Source organism: Streptomyces sp. NPDC058697, from assembly GCF_042715345.1.
Taxonomy (GTDB): Bacteria; Actinomycetota; Actinomycetes; order Streptomycetales; family Streptomycetaceae; genus Streptomyces; species Streptomyces liliifuscus.
Window position 1 is genome coordinate 218,244 of the sequence record NZ_JBHXSU010000003.1, and the last position, 16,733, is coordinate 234,976.

Consider the following 16,733-nt stretch of genomic DNA (forward strand, 5'->3'; position numbering starts at 1 on the left):
TGAGCGGGGACATGGACCTTCAAGCCCTGCGCGAAGTGGTAGCCGGTGTGCTCGGCATCGAGCTGACCGCGGCGGACGACGACTGCAACCTTTTTGAGCTCGGCCTGCAGTCCATGGACCTGATGCGGCTGGTGAGCCGGCTCAACCGGGAGGGCCTCGACGCCTCGTTCGCCGAGCTGGCCGAGGACCCCCGGTTGTCGGCCTGGCCCGGGATGCTGACCCCCCTGGAGGGCGGCGAACCGGCGCCGGAGGCCGTCGAGAAGCACGACGACGAGGCGGATCGGAGCTTCCCGCTGACCGCGGTGCAGCAGGCGTATCTGATCGGCCGTGCCGAGGGCCAGCCCCTCGGCGGCGTCGGCTGTCACAACTACATGGAGTTCGACGGGGTCCGGCCGATCGAGCCGGACCGTCTGGAGCGGGCCGTGCGGGCGCTGCTCGCACGGCATCCGATGCTCCGGGCGCGCTTCGCCGACGACGCGACCCAGCAGGTCCTGCCCCGGTCCCCGTGGCCCGGCTTGACCGTCCACGACCTCCGCGCCCGGCCGGCCGCCGAGGCGGAGGCGGCGGCGCTGGAGCTGCGCGAGCGGCTGTCGCACCGGGTGCTGGACGTCGGCCGAGGCGAGGTCATCGACGTCCAGCTGACGCGGCTGCCCGGCGGGGTCGACCGGCTGCACTTCAACACCGACCTCCTGGTCGCCGACCTGGCCAGTTTCCGGCTGCTGCTCGGCGAGTTGACCGCCCTGTACGAGGACCCCGACAGCCTCGACGAGGTCGGCTACACCTTCGGCCGGTATCTCGCGGACCAGGCCGCAGGCCGCCGGACCGAGAGCGAGCGGGCCCGCCCGTACTGGCAGCGGCGGGTGCCGACGCTGCCGGGCGGCCCGAAGCTGCCCCTGGCGATCGACCCCCTGGCCGTCGCCGCCCCGCGCTTCGCCCGCCGGTACTTCGACCTCACGGCCGACGAGTGGAGCGCCCTGGAGCGGCGGGGGAACAAGGCGGGCCTGACCCCGTCGGTGGTGCTGGCCACCGCGTACGCCATGATCCTGAGCCGGTGGTCCGGCGACGAGCGCTTCCTGCTCGGCCTGCCGCTGTTCGACCGCGATCTCGGCGCGCACCCCGAGATCGAGCGCGTCGTGGGCGACTTCACCGGTCTGGTGCTGCTGGAGGTGGACCTCTCCGGGTCCGGCTTCCAGGAGTGCGCGCGTGCCGTGCAGAAGCAGGTGCACGAGGACATCGGGCACGCCGCCTACAGCGGCGTCGACGTCCTGCGCGACCTCGCCCGCTCCGACCCGGACGCGCCCCGCACCGCGCCCGTGGTGTTCTCCCTGGACCTGTCGGCGCCGCTGATCCCGGACGTGTTCGCCGAGCGCTTCGGCGACGCGAGCTGGATGATCTCCCAGACGCCGCAGGTCTGGCTCGACCACCAGATCTACCGCACCCGGGACGGCAGTGTGCGGATGGTCTGGGACGCCGTCGAGGAGCTGTTCCCCGACGGCCTCCTCGACACGATGATGGCGGCGTACGAGGCGCTGGTCCGCGAGCTGATCGACGGGGAGTGGGAGACCGCGCCCTCGAAGACGCCGTTGCCCGCCGCGCAGCGGGCCACCCGGGAGGCGGTCAACGCCTCCACCCGGACCATGACCGGCAACCTCCTGCACACGGCGTTCTTCGAGCGGGCCGCCGACCGCGCCGCGCGGCCCGCCCTGCTCTGGGGCGACGACGCGTCGATGACGCACGACGAGCTGGCCCGGGACGCGCTCGGCATCTCCGCCGCGCTCGCCGGGCGCGGAATCGGCCGCGGATCGTACGTCGCCGTGATCGCCCCGAAGGGACCGCGGCAGATCGCGGCGGTGCTCGGGGTGCTCGCGGCGGGCGCGGCGTACGTCCCGGTCGGCGTCGACCAGCCCGCGGAGCGGCGGGCCCGCATCCTGGAACTGAGCGGCGCGGAGGTCGTCCTCGACGGCAGCGGGGCCCTGGGCGCGACCGAAGCGGGTGTCGAGGTGCTCCCGATCGAGAGGGCGCTCCGCACACCACCGCTGGGCGCACCGGTGCCGGCCGAACCGGGGGACCCCGCGTACGTGATCTTCACCTCGGGCTCCACCGGCCTGCCCAAGGGCGTCGAGGTCAGCCATCGCGCCGCGGTCAACACCGTCGAGGACCTCAACGAGCGGTTCGGGATCGGGGCGGACGACCGGGTGCTGGCGGTGTCCGCGCTGGATTTCGACCTCTCCGTGTGGGACGTCTTCGGCTTCCTCGCGGTGGGCGGGGCCGCCGTCCTGGTCCCGGAGTCCGGGCGGCGCGACGCCACCGAGTGGCTGACGCTGTGCGAACGGCACGCGGTGACCGTCTGGAACACCGTCCCGGCCCTGCTCGAAATGGCGTTGACCGCGGCGGACGGCTCCCCGTTCCCCGGCTCGCTGCGCCTGGCCCTGCTGTCCGGCGACTGGATCGGGCTCGACCTGCCCGAACGGCTGGCGCGGGCGACGGACGGCCGCTGCCGGTTCATCTCGCTCGGCGGCGCGACCGAGGCCGCGATCTGGTCGAACGCGTACGAGGTCACCGAGGTACCGGCGGGCTGGCGCTCGATCCCGTACGGGAAACCGCTGCGGAACCAGAAGTTCCGGGTGGTGGACGGGCGGGGCCGGGACTGCCCCGACTGGGTGCCCGGCGAACTCTGGATCGGCGGCGCGGGGGTCGCGCTCGGCTACCGGGGCGACCCCGAGCTGACCGCGGCACGCTTCCCCGAACACCGGGGCGAGCGCTGGTACCGCACCGGGGACCTCGGCCGCTACTGGCCCGACGGCAACCTGGAGTTCCTCGGACGCCTCGACCACCAGGTGAAGATCAACGGCTTCCGGGTCGAACTGGGGGAGATCGAATCCTGCCTCCAGGGGCACCCCGAGGTGGCCCAGGCCGTGGCCGTTCCGGTCGCCGAAGGGCGCAGGGAACTCGTCGCCGCCGTGGTCGAGCGCTCGTCCGCACCGGACCGGGTCCACGCGGAACCCGACCGTACCCGGAACCCGTTCCTGCCGCCCCGGGAAATCGGCGAGACCGACCCGCATCAGCTCGAACACCGCCTGGTGGAAGCGCTGTTGGCGGAAGTCGTCGCACCGCTGACCGGATCCGACGGCGTCCGCCCGTCGGTCTGCGACGGACAACGCCCGGTCGTGGACATCTGGTTCGCGTATCTCACCGAGCGCGATGTGCTCGTCCGCGCCGCCGACGGTACGCACCGGCACGGCGCCCGCTGGGACGAGGTCACGCGCCCGGAGTGGATCGCGTCGGCCCGCGAGGCCGCCGCCGGGACCTCGTTCGAGACCGTCGCCGCCGCGCTGCGCTGGGCCGGACCGCTCCTGTCGGCCATCGTCTCCGGCGACGCCGACGCCACCGCGCTGCTGGACGACCCGGTACTGGCCCCGGAGGCGCTCGGCGATCTGATGCCGGCGACAGCCGACTGCCTCCGGGCCGTCGCCGAGGACCTGCGGGCACGCGGCGGCGGCTCCGCGACCCCGCGCGTCGCGGAGTGGGACGTGGCAGGGGGCCGTGGCACCGCGCGCCTGCTCGCCGGACTCGGCTCCGCCCCGGTCGACTACATGCTGCTCGGCTCCTCGAAACCGGCGCTGGCCAGGACCCGGACGCTGCTGGAGGAGCAGGGGCACCGCACCCGCACCGCATGGCAGAGCCCCGACGCCGTCGCCGTGCAGCATCTCCACACCTACGACGCCGTCGTGGCCAACAACGTCCTGCACCGCATGCCGGACCCGGACCTGGCCGTGGCCACCCTGGCCCTGCTGCTCGCCCCGGGCGGCCGCCTCCACCTCCTGGAGCGGGCACACCCGACGCCGCTCGCGCTCGTCACCGCCCTGCCGTTGGAGGCAAGGGCGGGGAGGTTCGCGGCGGGCCGCCCCGAAACCCCCTGGCTGTACGACGCCGAGCGGTGGCGGCAGGCCTGCACCGGGGCCGGCCTGACCGGCGTGCGGGTCCTGCGCACCGAGCCCGGCGGCGAGATCCTGCTCTGCGCGGACCGGCCCGGGACGGCCCACGGGATCGATCCCGCCGGCCTGCGCGGCTGGGTGGCCGACCGGCTGCCGGAACACATGGTCCCGGCCCACTTCGCCGTCCTGCCCGCACTGCCGCTCAGCGCCAACGGAAAGATCGACCGGCGGCAGGTGCGGACCATCCTCGAACAGTCCGTCGACCGGCCGCGTGACGTGGACGATCCGCCGCGGGGCGACACCGAGACCTTCGTCGCCGACCGGTGGACGAAGCTGGTCGGACTGGAGTCGGTGGGCCGCAACGAGAACTTCTTCAGGCTCGGCGGCGACAGCCTGATCGCGACCCGCTTCGTCGCCGAGGTGCGCGGGGCCTGGGGCGTCGAACTGCCCATGCGCGACGTCATCCGTACACCGACCGTCGCGGGACTCAGCGCACTGATCGACCGGCTCCGTGCCGCCGACGCATACGAAGAGGGTGCGGTGTGAACGCCAACGACCTGCTCAAGGAGTTCTCCGACGCCGGGATCCAGCTGTGGCGCGAGGGCGAGAACCTGCGCTTCCGCGCCCCCCGGGGCGTCATGGACGACCGGCGTCTGACGGAGCTGCGCCGCCACAAGGCGGAACTGCTGACCCTCGTGGCGGACACCGGAGCGAGCCGCGAGGAGGACCCCGTATGGCAGGACCGGCCCGACGAACGGGACCGGCCCTTCCCGTTGACCGACATCCAGTCCGCCTACCTCTTCGGCCGCAACCCGGCCTTCGGTTACGGCGGCGTCTCCTGCCACCTCTACCAGGAGCTGGACTACCCGGCCGGCCTGGACCCGGCCCGGCTGCAGAGCGCCTGGGACGGTCTGGTGCGCCGCCACGACGCCCTGCGGACCGTCGTCCACGAGGACGGCACGCAACGCGTCCTGCCCGAACCGGAGGACACCCGTATCGCGGTCGCCGACCTGCGTGACGCCTCCGACGACGAGGTCGCCAAGGCCTTCGCCGGAGTGCGCGACGAGCTGTCGCACGCCGTGCACCCCACGGGCGAGCGCCCCATGCACGAGCTGCGCCTGACCCTGGCCGCCGACCGGAGCGTCCTGCATCTGTCGGTGGACTTCATGGCGCTGGACTGGCTCAGCATCCAGCAGGTGCTTTCCGAGCTGGACCGCCGCTACCAGCAGCCGGACTGCGCCCTGCCCGAGATCGACGCCACCTACCGGGACTACGTGTTCGCCGAGCGCCGGCTGCGCGATACCGACCGGTACACCCGCGACCGCGCGTACTGGTGGAACCGGGTCGACGAACTGCCGGGACCGCCCGCCCTGCCGCTGCGCGACGACCACGATCCGGCGACGACGGCACCGCGCTTCCGCCGTCTGACGACGACACTGGACGACCGCGTGTGGCAGGCGCTCAAGGCCCGCGCCGCCGAGCAGGGCAGCACTCCGGCCAACGCGGTGCTCGCGGCCTACGTGGAGACGATCGGCCGCTGGAGCGGCACACCGCGCTTCTGCGTCGGACTGCCCGTGCTCCACCGCCTGCCGCTGCACCCGGGGGTGGACCGGCTGCTGGGCGACTTCACCTCGCTGAGCCTGCTCGCGGTCGACCGCGAGGAACGGACGAGCTTCGCGGAGCGCGCCCGTGCCCTGGGCGAGCGGCTCTTCGACGACCTCGACCACCGGCTGTGCAGCGGGGTCGAGGTACTGCGCGAGATCGCCCGGCGGCGGGGGCGCGAGGAGGCGATGCTGCCGGTGGTGTTCACCGGCAGCATCGGGGTCGGCGGCGACGCGGTGTCGGCCGCGGGCAGGAAGCCGCGGCCGTCGTACGGCATCAGCCAGACACCGCAGGTCTGGATCGACTGCCAGGTGGGCGACCAGTTCGGCGGCCTGGATGTGAACTGGGACATCCGCGAGGGGACCTTCCCCGACGGCATGGTGGACGACATGTTCGCCGCGTTCGAGGCGTTGCTGCACCGGCTGGCCGAGGGCACCGAGCCCTGGACCGCGGTGGATCCCCAGCCGCTGCCGGAACGCCAGCGCACCCGGCGCGCCGAGGTGAACGCGACCGCCGCGCCGGTGCCCGGGGGCCTGCTGCACGATCCGCTCGTCGCCCGTGCGCGCGCGTTCCCCGACCGGGTCGCGGTGATCGACACCGCCGGGACGCTGACGTACGCGCAATGGCTGGGAGGGGCCGCCGCGGTGGCGACGCGGCTCCGGGCCGAGGGGTGCCGCCCCGGTGACTTCGTCGGCGTCCTCATCGACAAGTGCCGGGACCAGGCCGTCGCGGTGCTCGGGGTGCTGCTCGCGGGCGGCGTGTACGTCCCGGTCGACTCCGGCCAGCCCAGGATCCGACGCGACCGCATCCTCACCGACAGCGGCGCCGGGTTCGCCGTCGTCGCCGACGTCACGACCGGTGAACTCCCCGAAGGCGTACGAGCGGTGGCCGTGGCAGGGCTACGGCCCGTCCCGCTCGCCGAGATCCCCGAAGGCCCCCGCGTCGCGCCCGACGACCTCGCCTACGTCATGCACACCTCGGGTTCGACCGGGGTGCCCAAGGGCGTGATGATCAGCCACCGCGCCGCCCTCAACACGGTGCTCGACATCAACCACCGCTTCGGCGTCGGTGAGTCCGACCGCGTCCTGGGGCTGGCGGCGCTGAGCTTCGACCTGTCCGTCTACGACCTGTTCGGCCCGCCGGCCGTCGGCGCGGCCCTCGTCCTGCCGGACCCCGCGCGCCGCGGCGACCCCTCGCACTGGGCCGAGGCGGTGGCCGAGCACGGAGTGACGCTGTGGAACTCGGTGCCCGCGCAGCTCCAGATGCTGCTGCACTACCTCGACGCCGAACCCGCCCGTCCGGAGAGCCTCCGGCTGGCGATGCTGTCGGGCGACTGGATCCCGCTGACCCTGCCCGGCCACGCCGGACGGCACCTGCCCGGCACCGAACTGATCAGCCTGGGCGGGGCGACGGAGGCGGCGATCTGGTCGATCCACCACCCCGTCACGACCGTAGAACCCCACTGGCGCAGCATCCCGTACGGCATCCCCCTGGCGAACCAGCGCTTCCACGTGCTCGACACCGCGCTGCGCGACCGGCCCGACCTGGTCGCCGGCGAGCTGTACATCGCGGGCACCGGCCTGGCGACCGGCTATCTGAACGACCCCGAGCGGACGGCGGAGCGCTTCGTCCACCACCCGGAGACGAAGGAGCGGCTCTACCGCACCGGCGACCTCGGCCGCTACCTGCCGTCCGGTGAGATCGAGTTCCTCGGCCGCGCGGACCAGCAGGTCAAGATCCGCGGACACCGGATCGAACTGGGCGAGATCGAGGCCGTGCTCGGCGAGCACCCGATGGTGGGCACGTCGGTGGTCCTTGCGACGGGCGACAGCGCCTTCGAACGGGCCCTGGTCGCCTTCGTGATCCCCCGGCGGGAGTCCGGATCCGTCGAGCCCGCGGAACTCGTCGGATGGGTGGCCGACCGGCTGCCGGCGCACATGATCCCCGCACGGGTGCGCCTCGTCGAGACGCTGCCGCTGACCCCGAACGGCAAGGTCGACCGGAAGAAGCTGCTCGCCTCGGCCCCGACGCCCACCGCGCCGCGCGACGAGTCCTCCGAGCCGCCGCACCCGGGCGTCGAGCGACGGATCGCCGACCTGTGGGCCGAGGCCCTCGGAGCCGAGCCGCCGAGTCGCGAAGCGGGATTCTTCGACGTCGGCGGGGACTCGCTGCTGGCGGCCCGGTTCGTCGGGCGGGTCCGCGAACTCGTGCCCGAGGCCGCGCACCTCACCTTCGACACCCTGCTCCGCGCCCTGCTGGACACCCCCACGGTGGCCGGCCTGGCCCGGTGGCTGCGGTCCGACGCCGAGGCGGCTCCGGCCACGGAGGCGGCCCCGGCGACCCGCACCTCGTCGCTGATCCCGCTCGCCGGATCCGGGGCGGGACCGGTGCGGCTGCTGGTGCACGACGGATCGGGCACCCTGGCGCCGTACGACGCGCTCATCACCGAACTCGGCGCGGACGCGCCCCTGTTCGGGATCGCCGTGCCGGGCGGCGCTACTCGCCCCGACCTCGCCGCACCCGACCTCGCCGCACCGGACCTTGTCGAGGACCTGGCCGCCGGATACGCCCGCGAGGTGCGGGCCGCCGGGTTCGACGGCGTGGAGATCATCGGCTACTGCCTCGGCGGCCCGATCGCCCTGGAGCTGGCCCGCGCCCTGAGCGGGGCCGATGTGACGGTACGACGGCTGACCCTGGTGTCCAGCCACCGCATTCCCTCCCCGCCGCGCGAGGACCTCGCCGTCGACCACGCCTTCACCCGGACGACGAGCGCCGATCCGGCGGTCTTCGCACGGATCCTCGACGCGGTGGCGCAGTACGATCCGCTGCCGTACGCGGGGGACATCACCTTCCTGCGCCCCGTCGAGCCCACGCCGGGCGTCCTCGGACCCACGGACGACACGAGCGCGTTCTGGCGCGGGATGTGCCTGGGGGACGTGACGGTGGTCGACGTGCCGGGCGATCACTTCAGCTGCCTCCGGCCGCCCCATGTGGCGCGCCTGGCGGACGCACTCACCGCGCGGCCCGCGGAGCGCCGATGACCCGCCCGATGCGCGTCGTCGTCTGCGGCACCCGTTTCGGCCAGGTGTACGCCGCGGCGCTCGCACGGGCGCCCGAGCGCTTCCGGCTCGTCGGCATCCTGGCGCGGGGCAGCGCCCGTTCCACGGCGCTCGCCGAGGAGTACGGCGTCCCGCTGTACGACGCGGTCGAGCAGCTGCCCGACGACGTCGACGCGGCCTGTGTCGTGGTGTCGACCGCGGTCGGCGGCGGGCGCGGCGCGGAACTGGCCAAGGCCCTGCTCGAACGCGGCATCCATGTGCTCCAGGAGCATCCGGTCCACCCGGACGAGCTGGCGGACTGCCTGCGGGTGGCGCGCCGGTGTGGGACCCAGTACCTGCTGAACACCTTCTACCCGCACCTCGAACCGGTCCGGCGGTTCACCTCGGCCGCCCGCGAGCTGGTCCGGCTGCGCAAACCGGTGTTCGTCGACGCCCTGTGCGCGGTGCAGGTCTCCTTCGACCTGCTCGACATCCTCGCCGGGATCTTCGACGGGCTGCGGCCCTGGTCGATCACCGGGGTCGGTGCGCGCGCCGGCCGCCCGCTGGTCGGGGTGGACGCCCGGATCGCGGGTGTTCCGCTGACGCTGCGGGTGGAGAACCGGATGCAGGCGGGTGACGACAGCACCAGCCTGTTCCTGCACCGGATCACCATCGGCACCGACGCGGGCAACCTGATGCTGGCCAACACCCACGGTCCGGTGATCTGGAGCCCGGTGCTGCGCCTGCCGTCGAACCCGGAGGGGCGGTTCTTCCCGGGCCGGTCGGGCTCCGCGCCGGGGTGGGCGGACGATTCCGGTCCCACCGGCGCCCATGTGGGTCCCGCCAGGACGCCCACCTGGGAGGACGCCGTCCACGACGTGTGGGGCGACGGGGTGCTGACCGTCCTGGACGAGCTGCGCGAACGCGTCGAGGCGGGCGTGGACCCGCTGCACGGCCAGCAGCGCCATCTGGCCGTCGCCCGCGCCTGGAAGGAGCTGACCGAGGCCCTGGGCTATCCCGAGGCCGCCGAGCCCGAATCCGGGAAGCCGCTGACAGTCGACGATCTCTGGCCGGAATCCCTGTCCCCCCGGGCCCACAGCCGGGTACAGTGATATTCGTACGCGTACGATTGGAGAGTGATGAGCGCGATCGACGCTGTTGGAGCGGGGGGGCTGTCCACGCCGACGTCGGACTCCGACTCCGTGGAGAAGCAGAGCCTGTCCAGGCTGCTGCGTCCTCATGTCCGTAAGTTCGCGGCCGTCGCGATCCTGCAGGTGATCGGCGCTCTCGCGGGACTCGCGCCGCTGCTGGCGGTCGTCGAGCTGGGCCGCACCCTGCTGGCGCCGGGCCCGATCGACGAGGGGCACGTCTGGACGGCCGTGATCCTGGGCGCGGCCGGCCTGTTCGTGCGGCTGCTGTTCACCGCCGCGTCCTCGGGACTCGGCCATGTGCTGGACAGCCAGGCGCAGCTGACGTTCCGTCGGCAGCTCGCCGACCGGCTCGGCCGCGTGCCGATCGGCTGGTTCTCCCGCCGCAAGACCGGTGAGCTGGCCAAGGTGGTGGGGGAGGACGTGAGCGCCGTGCACCCCCTCATCGCCCATGCGCCCGGCGAGCTCGTCTCCGCGTTCGTGGTGCCGCTGGTGTCGCTGGTCTATCTGTTCACCATCGACTGGCGGCTCACGCTGATCACGCTGATCCCGGTGGTGATGGCCATTCTCCTGGTCCCGCTGCTGATGCTCCCCGCCAGGACGCGCGAGCAGGAGGAGTTCGACGAGGCCATGGGGCGGATCGCCAGCTCCGTCGTCGAGTTCGTGCAGGGCATCTCGGTGGTCAAGGCGTTCGGCGGATCCGAGCGCGCCCACGGGAAGTTCCTCACCGCCGTCGACGACTTCGTCGGGACGTTCTTCCGGTGGGTGCGCGGCATGTCCCTGGTCGCCGCCGGGATGCAGCTGGCGCTGTCCCCGCCGTTCGTGCTGCTCGTCGTCCTGATCGGCGGCACGTCCATGATCACGTCCGGCAGCCTGGCCCCGGCCGACCTGCTGCCCTTCCTGCTGCTCGGCCTGGGCCTGACGGCCCCGGTGGCGGCCCTGGGCCACGGCTTCGACGACATGCAGGCCGCCGGCCGCGCGGTCGGCCGGATCAAGGAAGTCCTCGACGTCCCGGCGCTTCCGGAGCCCGCGCATCCGGTCGCGCCCCAGGGACACCGGGTGGAACTGCGCGATGTCCGCTTCGGCTACGAAGAGGACCGCGAGGTGCTGCGCGGGGTCGACCTGGTGCTGGAGCCGGGGACCTTCACCGCGCTCGTCGGACCGTCGGGAAGCGGGAAGTCGACCCTGGTCCAGCTGCTGCCGCGGTTCTTCGACCCGAGCCAGGGCTCGGTCGCCATCGGCGGCGTCGACCTGCGCGAGATCGGCAGCCGGCAGCTCTACCGCACGGTCTCCTTCGTCTTCCAGGACGTCCGCCTGCTGCGCGCCTCGGTCGCGGACAACATCGCGCTCGCGGTGCCGCACGCCGAGCGCGACGATGTGGTGCGCGCCGCCAAGCTGGCCCACATCCACGACCGGATCCTCGACATGCCGGGCGGCTACGAGACGGTGATCGGCGAGGACGTCAAGCTCTCGGGCGGCGAGGCCCAGCGGATCTCCCTCGCCCGCGCGCTGCTGGCCGACACACCCGTCCTGGTGCTCGACGAGGCGACCGCCTTCGCCGACCCGCAGACCGAACAGGCGATCCGCCAGGCCCTGGCGAGCCTGGGCGGCGAGCGGACGCTTCTGGTCATCGCCCATCGCCCGGAGACGGTCGCCGACGCCGACACCGTCGTGATGCTGGAGAACGGGTCGATCGTCGAGCGGGGCCGACCCGCCGAACTGCTGACGCAGGAAGGAAAGTTCGCCGAGTTCTGGCGATCCCAAGGAGGACAGCCCCGATGATTCGAACGCTGCTGCGCGTGCTCGGACCCGAGTACGCCCAGGCGATGCGCCGCACCGTGGTCCTGATGACGATCACCGCGATGGTCGAGGGTCTTTCCTACGCGCTGCTCGTCCCGGTGCTGCGGGAACTGTTCGGCAGCACGCCGGACGACGCCGTGCCGTGGCTGATCGCGTTCGGGGCGGCGGTCGCGGTCTACGCCGTGCTGCGCTATGTCAGCGACCTCTCCGGCATGCGCGTCGGCACCAAGATGCTGCACGGCATGTACTACCGGCTGGGCGAGCACCTGGCCCGGCTGCCGATCGGCTGGTACAACGCCGGCCGGGTCGGCGAGGTCTCCGTCATGGCCAGCCGCGGCCTGCTCCAGGCGATGGGCGTCTCCGCGCACCTGCTGGCCCCGTTCATCTCCGCCCTGGTGACCCCCCTGACGATCGTCGCCGTGATGATCGCCTTCAACTGGCAGCTGGGCGTGGCCGCGTTGCTCGCCGCACCCGTCGTGGTGGCGATCCAGAAGTGGACCGCGCGCTCGATGGCGGGCACCGACGCGGACCGCCACGAACGGGACAAGGAGGCATCGGACCGCGTCATCGAGTTCCTCCAGGCCCAGCCGGTGCTGCGCGCCGGCGGCCGCACCGGAGAGCGCTTCAAGCTGCTCGACGACTCGCTCCAGGAGGTCCAGCGCTCCTCCCGGCGCACCGTGCTGGCGATGCTGCCCGGCGCGGTGGGCCTGACGGTCGCGGTGCAGGTGGCCTTCACCGCGGTGCTGGCGCTGGGCACCTCCCTCGCGCTCGGCGGGAGCATCGGAGCGGCGGAGGTCCTGACGATCCTGGTGCTCGCGGCCCGCTGCGCCGATCCGCTGCTGTCGCTGTCGGACATCGGCGCGGGGCTCCGCGGCGCCACGTCCGAGCTGGAGCGGCTCGACAAGGTCCTGAGCACCCCGCCGCTGCCGGAACCCCATGAGCCCGTCCGGCCGGTCGACCACGACCTGGCGTTCGAGTCCGTCACCTTCCGGCACGGCGAACGCACGGTGTTCGACGAGGTGTCCTTCTCCGTGCCCCAAGGACAGCGGCTCGCAGTGGTCGGACTGTCGGGTGCGGGCAAGAGCACCCTGCTCCAGTTGCTCGCCCGGTTCTACGACGTGGACTCCGGCGCGGTTCGCGTGGGCGGCGTGGATGTGCGCGGGATCGACACCGAGGTGCTGATGGCACAGATCGCCATCGTCTTCCAGGACGTCTATCTCTTCGACGGCACCATCGAGGAGAACGTGCGCCTCGGCCGTCCCGACGCCGACGAGGCCGACGTCCGGGCGGCGGCGACCGCGGCCCGGCTCGACGAGGTCATCGAGCGGCTGCCCGGCGGATGGGAGGCGAACGTCGGCGAGGGCGGCGCGCTGCTGTCGGGCGGTGAGCGCCAACGCGTCTCCATCGCACGGGCGTTGCTGAAGAACGTGCCGATCGTCCTGCTGGACGAGGTGACCTCCGCCCTCGACCCGGTCAACGAGACCGCCGTCCACGAGGGCATCGAGCGCCTGATGGCCGGGCGGACCGTGGTGATGGTCGCCCACCGGATGCGGACCGTGCAGCGCGCCGACCGCGTCCTCTTCCTGGAGGGCGGCCACATCGTGGAGGAGGGCAGCCACGACGAGCTTCTCGCCCGGAGCGGCCGCTACGCCGAATTCTGGAACATTTCCATGGCACCGGCAGCGAGTGAATGAGTGGGTATGCGTATCGATTCCTTGTCGGGGGACCGGCGGGCCGGAGCATTTCGCCGGCTCGCGTCCCGCCCCTATGCCCGGGCCCGCGTGCTTCTCTTTCCGCACGGCGGCGGCAGTGCGAGCTATTACCGTTCGTGGGACCGGTCGGCACCTTGGGACATCGAATTCTTCGCCGTTCAGTACCCGGGCCGGGAGGATAGATTCGCCGAATCGGTGCCGGACGATATTCAAAGGCTAGCCGCCGTATTGGCGGCCGATCTCCCGCTCGACGGGCCGCCGGTCCCGACGATTCTGTTCGGGCACAGCATGGGGGCCGTCGTCGCCTATGAGGTCGCCCGACATCTGACGGCGGCGGGGGACCCGCCGATGGGCCTGGCCGTGTCCGGTCACCCCGCCCCGGCGCTGACGCGGCCGGGCCGGATCCACCTCGGCAGCGACGAGGAGCTGATCGAGGAACTGCGCCGCACCGACGCGACGCGGCTCGACCTCCTCGACGACGCCCCGCTCGTCCGGACCTTCCTGCCCATGATCCGGAGCGACTACCGCTTGAGCGAGACCTATCGGCCGTCGCCCGGCGCGCGGCTGCGGACTCCGGTCACGGTGCTGTACGGCGACCAGGACCCGGAGATCACAGCGGCCGAGGCCCAGGGGTGGCGCGAGGTCACCGACGCCGGATGCGCGTTCCGCACCTTCCAGGGCGGGCACTTCTACCTGGACGAACACCGCGACGCGGTCGTCGGAGTCCTGGCGGCGTGCGCGCGGACGGCGTCCGAGAAGATGTCGGTCCCCTGGCCGTCCGCCCCGTGAAGCCGCCGACTACCGGCCCTCCACGGTCTCCTCCGACCGCAGCAGCCCGTCGATGATCGCCGTCAGGCCCTGGCGGTGGGTGTCACGGGCGTTGAGCTCGGCCCATCGATCGGCGACCGCCGCCAGCCGGGGGTGCGTACCGCTCATCAGGCCGGCGACGACCTGGTCCTCGTAGGTCGGTCCGGTGGCCCGGCCGCGTCGCTGATTGCCGTTCGCACGGATGATCAGATCGCCGACGATGGCGAACCAGATCGTCCGGTAGATGTACACGGCGTGCTCCGGCGTGTGTCCGTAGTCCACGGTCGCACTGATCATCTCCTCGACGAACCAGAGCGCCGACGGGGCGATGAGGTCGCCGCCGGCCACCACCTGCACGATCCACAGCCGGTCGGCGAGCAGCTCGTAGAGCATGATCGACACCGCGATCAGCCGCTCCCGGGGGTCCTCCGGCAGCTCCGGGTGCGGGATGCGCCGGGCCTGGGCCTCCATCAGCAGCAGAAGCAGTTCGTCCTTGTTGCGAACGTGGTAGTAGAGCGCCATCGGCGCGCTGTTCAATTCGTTCGCCAGGCGCCGCATGGAAAGCTTTCCCGCGCCCTCGGTCTGCAGAATATGTTCCGCCGCGGCGATGATGGCATCGAGGGACAGATGAGGTGGCCGGCCGACGGCCTTGGCGCGGGATTTTTCTGCGGGCATCTCATCCTCCATACGGGTGGGTCGATCCTAGCATTCCGCAGCCGTGGAAAATCCACGCCGGCCGGGGTGAAACGAACATTGTCGGGTAATGGCGCCGCTGCTAGTTTGGCCGTATTCGTGCGTTCTTGCTTCATTGGAAATAGGCGCCATGGAAAAGAGGACGTGAGATGTGCGGGATAGCAGGCTGGGTGTCGTTCGAGGCCGATCTGACGCACCGGGGTGATGTGCTCGATGCGATGACCGGGACGATGGCCTGTCGCGGGCCGGACGGCCGCGGCACCTATGTGCGTACAGAGGTCGGGCTCGGGCATCGACGCCTCGCGGTCATCGACCTGCCCGGCGGAGCGCAGCCGATGACGGTGAGCACGCCGGCCGGTGACATCGTGCTGGTCTACTCCGGGGAGGTCTACAACTTCCAGGAACTGCGCGACCGGCTCAAGGCGTTGGGCCATCCGTTCCGGACGGACAGCGACACCGAGGTCGTGCTCCGCGGCTATCTGCAGTGGGGCGAGAGCGTCGTCGACCATCTGGACGGCATGTACGCGTTCGCGATCTGGGACGGTCGCGAACGGCGGCTGCTCCTCGTGCGCGACCGCATGGGGATCAAGCCGCTCTTCTACTACCCGACGCCCGACGGAGTGCTGTTCGGCTCCGAGCCCAAGGCGATCCTGGCGAACCCCCTCGTACGGAAGGCGGTCGACGCCGACGGGCTGCGGGAGTTGGTCGCGCAGACCAAGACCCCGGGCTGGGCGCTGTGGAAGGGCATGCACGAGATGGTGCCCGGCACGCTGATCAACGTCGACCGGGGTGGGCTGCGGGAGCGGACCTACTGGCGGCTGAGCGCGGTCGAGCACACCGACGACCGCGAGGGCACCGTGGCCCGAGTGCGGGAACTGCTCACCGGCATCGTCGACCGGCAGCTGATCTCCGATGTGCCCCAGGGCGTCCTGCTCTCGGGAGGTCTGGACTCCAGCGCGATCACCGGGCTGGCGGCGGAGCGGCTGGGCATGCGCGGTGAACAGGTGCGCAGCTTCTCGGTGGACTTCGTCGGCCAGGAGAAGAACTTCGTCCCGGACGAGATGCGCGAGACGTCCGACGCGCCGTTCGTCCGTGACGTCGCGGCTCATGTGGGCTCCGCGCACCGGGATGTGATGCTCGATCCGTCCGACATCTCGGACCCCGCGGTGCGCCGCGCGACGGTCGGCGCCCGGGACATCCCGAACGGGTTCGGAGATCTCGACAGCTCCCTGTATCTGCTGTTCAAAGCGATCCGGGAGCACTCGACGGTGGCGTTGTCGGGCGAGTCGGCCGACGAACTGTTCGGCGGCTATCCCTGGTTCCACCACCCGGAGGCCCTGCGCGGGGACACCTTCCCGTGGATGATGTTCATCCCGCCGATGAGTCTCGCGGCCCGGACCGATCACATCGAACCCGGCCTGCGGGCCCGGCTCGACGTGGCGGCCTACACCGCCGACCAGTTCGCGACGGCGCGCGCGCAGGTCGAGTATCTCGACGGCGAATCCGAGTTCGACCGGCTCATGCGCATGACGAGCCATATGCATCTCACGCGATTCGTCCGGGGGCTGCTGGACCGCAAGGACCGGCTGTCGATGGCGGTCGGGCTGGAGGTGCGGGTGCCCTTCTGCAGTCATGAACTCGTCGAGTACGTCTACAACACGCCCTGGGCGATGAAGTCGTTCGACGGCCAGGAGAAGAGCCTGCTCCGCCAGGCCGCGGCGCATGTGCTGCCGCGTTCGGTGCTGGAGCGGGTCAAGAGCCCGTTCCCCTCGCCCCAGAATCCGGGGTACGCCGCTCATCTGCAGCAGCAGGTGAAGGAGCTGGTGTCGGAACCGGACGCGCAGGTCTTCGCGCTGGTCGACCGTGCCTGGGCGCAGCAGATCGGGTCACAGGATCCGGCGGCCATGTCGATGGCCGTACGGTCCAACGTCGAGCGGATGCTCGACCTGCATGTCTGGCTGGAGCTGCACGCGCCCGAACTCCTGCTGGACTGAATCG

At 71.9% G+C, this 16,733-nt stretch carries 8 protein-coding genes; 7 read left to right on the plus strand and 1 reads right to left on the minus strand.

Going from position 1 to position 16,733, the window contains the following annotated elements; genetic code table 11:
- The first annotated feature begins 11 nt into the window (after positions 1-11).
- The 6 genes from ACFWXQ_RS08915 (at position 12) to ACFWXQ_RS08940 (ending at position 14,024) form a co-directional block, all read left to right on the plus strand.
- The gene (locus tag ACFWXQ_RS08915; protein WP_383937008.1) at positions 12-4,481 is read left to right on the plus strand and encodes an amino acid adenylation domain-containing protein; all 4,470 of its coding nucleotides are present in this window, start codon (positions 12-14) and stop codon (positions 4,479-4,481) included.
- Positions 4,478-8,578 carry an amino acid adenylation domain-containing protein gene (locus tag ACFWXQ_RS08920; protein ID WP_383937010.1) on the plus strand — a complete coding sequence of 1,367 codons (4,101 nt, stop codon included), beginning with the start codon at positions 4,478-4,480 and terminating at the stop codon, positions 8,576-8,578. Before ACFWXQ_RS08915 ends, ACFWXQ_RS08920 begins: the two co-directional genes overlap by 4 nt.
- Positions 8,575-9,687, plus strand: coding sequence for a Gfo/Idh/MocA family oxidoreductase (locus tag ACFWXQ_RS08925; protein ID WP_383937012.1), 1,113 nt, complete (start codon positions 8,575-8,577; stop codon positions 9,685-9,687). The genes ACFWXQ_RS08920 and ACFWXQ_RS08925 overlap by 4 nt, the downstream gene beginning before the upstream one ends.
- 105 nt (positions 9,688-9,792) lie before the next feature.
- Positions 9,793-11,505, plus strand: coding sequence for an ABC transporter ATP-binding protein (locus ACFWXQ_RS08930; protein WP_383937041.1), 1,713 nt, complete (start codon positions 9,793-9,795; stop codon positions 11,503-11,505).
- Entirely contained in the window at positions 11,502-13,217 is a 1,716-nt protein-coding gene (locus ACFWXQ_RS08935) for an ABC transporter ATP-binding protein (protein ID WP_383937013.1), read from the plus strand. The genes ACFWXQ_RS08930 and ACFWXQ_RS08935 overlap by 4 nt, the downstream gene beginning before the upstream one ends.
- 6 nt (positions 13,218-13,223) lie before the next feature.
- Positions 13,224-14,024: a thioesterase II family protein gene (locus tag ACFWXQ_RS08940; RefSeq protein ID WP_383937015.1), complete on the plus strand. Its 801-nt coding sequence runs from the start codon at positions 13,224-13,226 to the stop codon at positions 14,022-14,024.
- Between the two features lie 9 nt (positions 14,025-14,033).
- Here ACFWXQ_RS08940 and ACFWXQ_RS08945 read toward each other — a convergent pair whose 3' ends face one another.
- Positions 14,034-14,717 (minus strand): TetR/AcrR family transcriptional regulator, encoded by a 684-nt coding sequence (locus ACFWXQ_RS08945; protein WP_383937017.1) that lies wholly within the window; start codon positions 14,715-14,717, stop codon positions 14,034-14,036.
- Between the two features lie 167 nt (positions 14,718-14,884).
- Between ACFWXQ_RS08945 and asnB the strand changes: the two genes are divergently transcribed.
- Positions 14,885-16,729 carry an asparagine synthase (glutamine-hydrolyzing) gene (asnB, locus tag ACFWXQ_RS08950; RefSeq protein ID WP_383937019.1) on the plus strand — a complete coding sequence of 615 codons (1,845 nt, stop codon included), beginning with the start codon at positions 14,885-14,887 and terminating at the stop codon, positions 16,727-16,729.
- Positions 16,730-16,733 lie beyond the last annotated feature (4 nt).